General features: G+C 62.8%; 4 protein-coding genes. All 4 read left to right on the top strand.

Going from position 1 to position 4930, the window contains the following annotated elements; all coding sequences use genetic code 11:
* The first annotated feature begins 762 nt into the window (after positions 1-762).
* Genes RR49_RS00250 through RR49_RS00235 form a run of 4 tightly spaced genes read left to right on the top strand, consistent with a single transcriptional unit; the run spans position 763 to position 4834 of the window.
* Complete coding sequence (locus tag RR49_RS00250) at positions 763-1620, top strand: MurR/RpiR family transcriptional regulator (RefSeq protein ID WP_052671971.1); 858 nt, start codon at positions 763-765, stop codon at positions 1618-1620.
* A 27-nt stretch (positions 1621-1647) separates the two neighbouring features.
* On the top strand, positions 1648-3765 hold the full coding sequence (locus RR49_RS00245) for an outer membrane protein assembly factor BamB family protein (protein WP_084603745.1): 2118 nt from the start codon (positions 1648-1650) through the stop codon (positions 3763-3765).
* The gene (locus RR49_RS00240; protein ID WP_045245719.1) at positions 3762-4631 is read left to right on the top strand and encodes a carbohydrate ABC transporter permease; all 870 of its coding nucleotides are present in this window, start codon (positions 3762-3764) and stop codon (positions 4629-4631) included. The genes RR49_RS00245 and RR49_RS00240 overlap by 4 nt, the downstream gene beginning before the upstream one ends.
* Complete coding sequence (locus tag RR49_RS00235; protein ID WP_045245718.1) at positions 4631-4834, top strand: hypothetical protein; 204 nt, start codon at positions 4631-4633, stop codon at positions 4832-4834. The genes RR49_RS00240 and RR49_RS00235 overlap by 1 nt, the downstream gene beginning before the upstream one ends.
* Positions 4835-4930 lie beyond the last annotated feature (96 nt).

Raw genomic sequence — 4930 nt, 5'->3', positions numbered from 1 at the left:
CAACTGCTAGCAGCGGCGGAGAAAAGACACTTTGCGGTAAGACATGTTTCCGAGACGCATCGCGCCCCGGAAATCCGCCACTCCTTCCCGCGGTCCGGGAGAGGGTTTGCGTGCCTCGGAAAGCTTTAGATTCCCGAGGCAGAGTGTCGGCCGGAAAAGTCGCCTTGCGCTTAGCGTGGCTGAAGGCGACCAATTTCGACGCTGAGTCAGGGTTCGCATCACGGAAGTTGTGCACCCTGACATTTAGGGCTTCCACACGTACGCCCATACGGTCAGACGCGCGGAGATCGCTACGATCACGGCGACGTCGGTAAGGGCCAGCCAGATATCGCTCGCGAACTTGCCGTCGTGATCATGCGACCGACCGCGCTGACTTTGACGAAACCGCTCAACCAACTGTGCAGCGTGTCGATCAGCACAAAGGTGTTTAGAAGGAACGTCAGCTGGAAGAGGATCAAGAATGAAATGCCCTGGGCGCTCGGTTCCGGGGTCTCGGTGTGTTGGGCGTGGCTGCGTTTTCGGAGCCCAGGACGGCTGCCTGGCCCCTCGGTACGGTGATCTTCACGGCCGGGTGACCAAAGATTTTGAATGTTCCTGCGCGACTACTGGCAACTCTGCGTTGGGATGATCAGAGGGGTGTCTCTGGAGTTTCTTTCCATGAACAGCGAGTATCTGGAAAGTTCATCCGCCGTTTGATTGGGTGTCACTGACCGGTCACGCGCGATTCTTAGCGTGAGCACCATGAATAGACAGCCTGAGACAGTGTCGAGGCTCTGGCGCTCTGATGAGCAGCCGATCCTCGAGCAGATCCGTCGCGATTCGGCTGCGTTTTCGCCATCCGAGGCGCAGATCGCGCGAGTGGTGCGTGCTGACCCTCATTCGGTTATGACCTATTCGGTGACCGAACTGGCTCAGGTCTCTAGCACGTCCGTCGGCTCGGTAGTGCGGTTCTGCCAGCGCTTCGGCCTGCACGGATTTCAGGAATTCAAGCTGCTTCTCTCCCGCGAGACCGTCCTTCCCCAGCGCCCGGCCGCGACACACGACGACGATCCGGTTACCGCGACCGTGTTGGGGACCTTGCGCGAGAGTAGTGCTGCGCTTGAGGATGCTGCGGCGCATCTTGACCCGAGCACAGTCGTAGCTATTGTCACTGCGCTGGTGAAGGCACGTCGCGTGCGCTTCGCCGCGGTGGGCACTTCGGCCCCGCTCGCTTCAGACGCTGCCTACCGTTTCACGACACTTGGGCTCGACGCCGCGTTCACCCCTGACTTCATTGCCCAAGAGGTGATCGCCCGCGGCCTTGATGAGCGCGACGTCTGTTTCGTGATCAGCCACACGGGGTCAACGACGTCGACGCTGGACGTCGCCCGCACGGCCGTCAGGTCAAAGGCGGTCGTTGTCGGAATCACCAGCTTCCTCAGCTCACCGTTGGCTGAGTTCGCTGACCTCTTGCTCGTCGCGGGTAGCTCGGAGACACGCTATCGGGTCGAGGCCATGACTAGTCGAATCGTCCACCTGTCACTGATCGACGCCATTTACAGCGTCCTGGCTATGCAGCTCGAAGGCGCGCCCGAAGCGCGCGCCGCATCCGAGGCAGTCGTTAACTCTCACCGCATCTAACGGCCGAGAGACGCAGAGAGGGAAATTATGCAAGGCACCGTACTAAGTGATGCAGGCTCACCGATGCCAGGAGTCGTCGTCAGCGACGGCTTACGGGTCACTCGCACCGACGAGGATGGGCGATTTCGGATTGACCAGGTCCGCGGACCCGTGTTCATTACCCGGCCGGCTGGATGGCGGGTCGACCGATGGTACGTCGGCGCAAGCGCGATCGACCCGGTATTCACCCTCAGCCCAGCTCCGGTGCAGCTGCCCGTCCGTTTTGCACATCTCACAGACACCCACCTCGGCACGGGAGCCGGCTATCCCCAACCGGCCGAAATCGGGACCGGCGAACGCCTGTCGCAGGCCTTCCGCGAGATCGCCGCGGCTCATCCGGGACTCGAGGCCTTCGTCGTCACGGGAGACCTGACCGACCGTGGTCTGCCCGAAGAATTCGCAGCTTTCGTCGCTGCGACCGCAACGACCGAGTTGGCTGTCTACGCGATCCCGGGAAACCACGACCATCTCGTTCCGGATCCGACGGATCTGGTTAGCCGCAACGGCTATGCCATCCATTCCGGGGAGCCCAGGCATTACGAAGACTACCTGGGGCCCAGGTGGTATTCGTTTGATCTACCTGGCCTCCACGTCGTTGCCGTGGACTGGTTCACGCATGAACTCGGTCTAGACCACGAGACCCAGGACACCTGGCTACGCGCCGACCTTGAGATGCTCGCGACCGGGACTCCGTGGATCATGCTCTGTCACGACCAGCCGTGGCGCTCCATTCTCGACGGGCTGCCCAGTGCCCCGATCGCGACGTTCTCCGGCCACCGGCACACCTCCCGGGTCGTCGCGAGCGGCCCCACGCTGCACGTGAACACCCCTCCGGCCATGTTCGGCGGTGTAGACAACTCTCCGGCCACATATCGCATCGTTGTGTGGGACGGCGAGCGGATCACCACAGGGTCACACCAAACCTATCCTCCACAATCCGACACCCGTTCAGGTTGGGCCCGCACCACACAGGCACTCTGGAGCACATCGACCCCGGCGATTGGACAGCGCACACCTTTCATCGTTGCTGACGGTCGGGTGCTCGTACCGCTCGCGCTCGATGATGAGGCCCGCGGCGCGCTGGCCGCATACGACGCCTGCTCGGGAAAGCCCCTGTGGCAGGCCAGTCTTGACGCTCCGCTGCGTAGCGCGCCCGCGGGTGCCGGGACCGCGGCTATCATCAGCTCGACTGTGTCTGGAACGACGTGGGCGCACGACCCGAGCACGGGTGAGATGTTGTGGCAGCGGCCGACATCGGACCCGCTTCGGCGCTTTGGCTTCTACCCACCGACACTCGTCGACGGACTCGTTTTGGTTGGCGACCAGGCTGCACTCCGAGCCCTCGACCAGAGCACAGGCGAGATCGTGTGGGAGCGATCGGACATCGCCGCGTATCAGATCTTCATCACCCTCAGCGCCCCGGTAGTCGACCGATCGGGAGCGAACGGCAGCCTGACGACGGTGCTCTGGGCGGGGTTTCCCGAGCCGAGCACGCCCGTACGACTTGACCCGAAAACGGGCGAGACGATCGCGAACTCTAACGAGGTGGTGGCTGAAGGCTTGTTCGATGTCTTGACGAGCGGCGCCGGCCTGCCGATACGCACCCCCAGCGTTGACCCTGCAACGGGCGACCTGATCGCCACTGGACTGACGAATGTCTTCCGGCGTTCGGCGTCCGGTTCCGCAATACGCTGGTCGTACCCGACCTCAGTGCCGTGGAACCCTGTCGGGGTCAATCTCGGCAGCCACGGCGTGTTAGTCGTCGACGCCGGCGGCGCTGTCGCGATGCTCGACCCCGTCTCGGGCGAGCAGCTTTGGCGCACGGAAATTGCGGCCGACTCCGACGAGTGCTTCCTGACCTACCGGCGCAGTCCTCATCCGCTCTTCGCCCAGGCGACCACGGTGGGCGACCGGCTGCTGATCCCGGCGCTCGACGGTGACATCGTCACGCTAGACGCGCGCACGGGTGACGAGCTGGGCCGCTTCGCCACCGGAGTTCCGATCCTGGCTCCGCTGGTCGTGCACGACGGCACGGCCGTCGCGCTGCATCGTGACGGTCTTCTCGCGGCCTACCCGCTCGCCACGCTCGCGGGGGAACGCTTGTGAGGGGCATACGAATCGGCGGCTGGGCGCTTGCCCTGCCAGCGCTGATCCTGATCGGGCTCTTTCTGCTACTGCCCGGCGTTCTTGCGCTCGTGGGAAGCCTGTTCCAAATCGACCTCGGCGACCGAACTGTGTGGCGCTGGGCTGGGCTGCAGAACTACACGGCTCTCTTCTCCGACCCCGCGGTTGTCGAGTCGATCTGGAATACCGTGCTGTATTCAGCGATGACGATCATCCCGAGCCTGGTCCTCGGACTGGGCCTGGCCCTTCTGGTTGCCTCGTTTCGGCGGGCCAGGCCACTTCTTCAGGTGCTCCTATTCCTGCCCTTCGCCACCAACATGGTCGCGATGGCCGTGGTGTTCCGCTGGATTTTCGCTAACCGTGGCGGTTTTGTAAACGAGGCACTTGCGCTGGTCGGCCTAGCCCCGATCAACTTTCTTGGTGACTCCAGGTACGCGTTGATCACCGTGGCACTGGTTGGAATCTGGCGGCTGACGTCGTTTGTCATGATTTTCTATTTGGCAGGCTTGACGAGCATCCCGACGGCGCTCTACGAGGCATCCGCCGCCGATGGCCTCGGCCCGTGGTCGACGTTTCGTCGCGTAACACTGCCCCTGCTTCGACCGACGACCGTGTTTGCAACAGTCATGGCCGTTCTGCAGGCGGTGCAGGTGTTCGACACAGTCAACGTCCTCACCGGCGGGGGACCGCTCGGGGCTACGGAAACCATCCTGACCATGACCTGGCGACTCGGCTTTGTCTACTTCGACCTCGGTCAAGCGGCTGCAGTGTCAACACTGCTACTGGTCGTTCTCGTGCTCATTGGCGTGCTTCGCCGTCGAGCCTTCCTCGGAGACAAGGAACTCTAATGCGCACCACACACCGCACCCGACGTTTGATAGGCAGGAGCATTCAGATTGTGGCGGTCACCGTATTCGCCGCGATCTCGGTATTTCCCGTCGTCTGGATGTTTCGCATGTCGGTCTCTCCTGCCGACGAGGCCGTGCTCGATGGCTTGCAGCTGCTTCCCGAATCCCTAGATGTACTTCCCCGGGAGGTTGTGAACGGGTGAGGTAGGCGAAGACCTCCGGGCAGGATGTGGGTTACCACACTCGCATCCTGACCACGGAGGTCTTCGTGTCTCACGCTAACGCGCCTTTGACGCCGG

The sequence above is a fragment of the Microbacterium ginsengisoli genome, assembly GCF_000956535.1.
Classification (GTDB): Bacteria; Actinomycetota; Actinomycetes; order Actinomycetales; family Microbacteriaceae; genus Microbacterium; species Microbacterium ginsengisoli.
The sequence above is the reverse complement of the archived record's forward strand: the minus strand, read 5'-3'. Positions and strand labels throughout refer to the sequence as shown.

Coding starts and splice junctions, on each gene's coding strand:
- RR49_RS00235 (WP_045245718.1), top strand. CDS start 4,631: ATGCGCACCACACACCGCACCCGACGTTTGATAGGCAGGAGCATTCAG.
- RR49_RS00245 (WP_084603745.1), top strand. CDS start 1,648: ATGCAAGGCACCGTACTAAGTGATGCAGGCTCACCGATGCCAGGAGTC.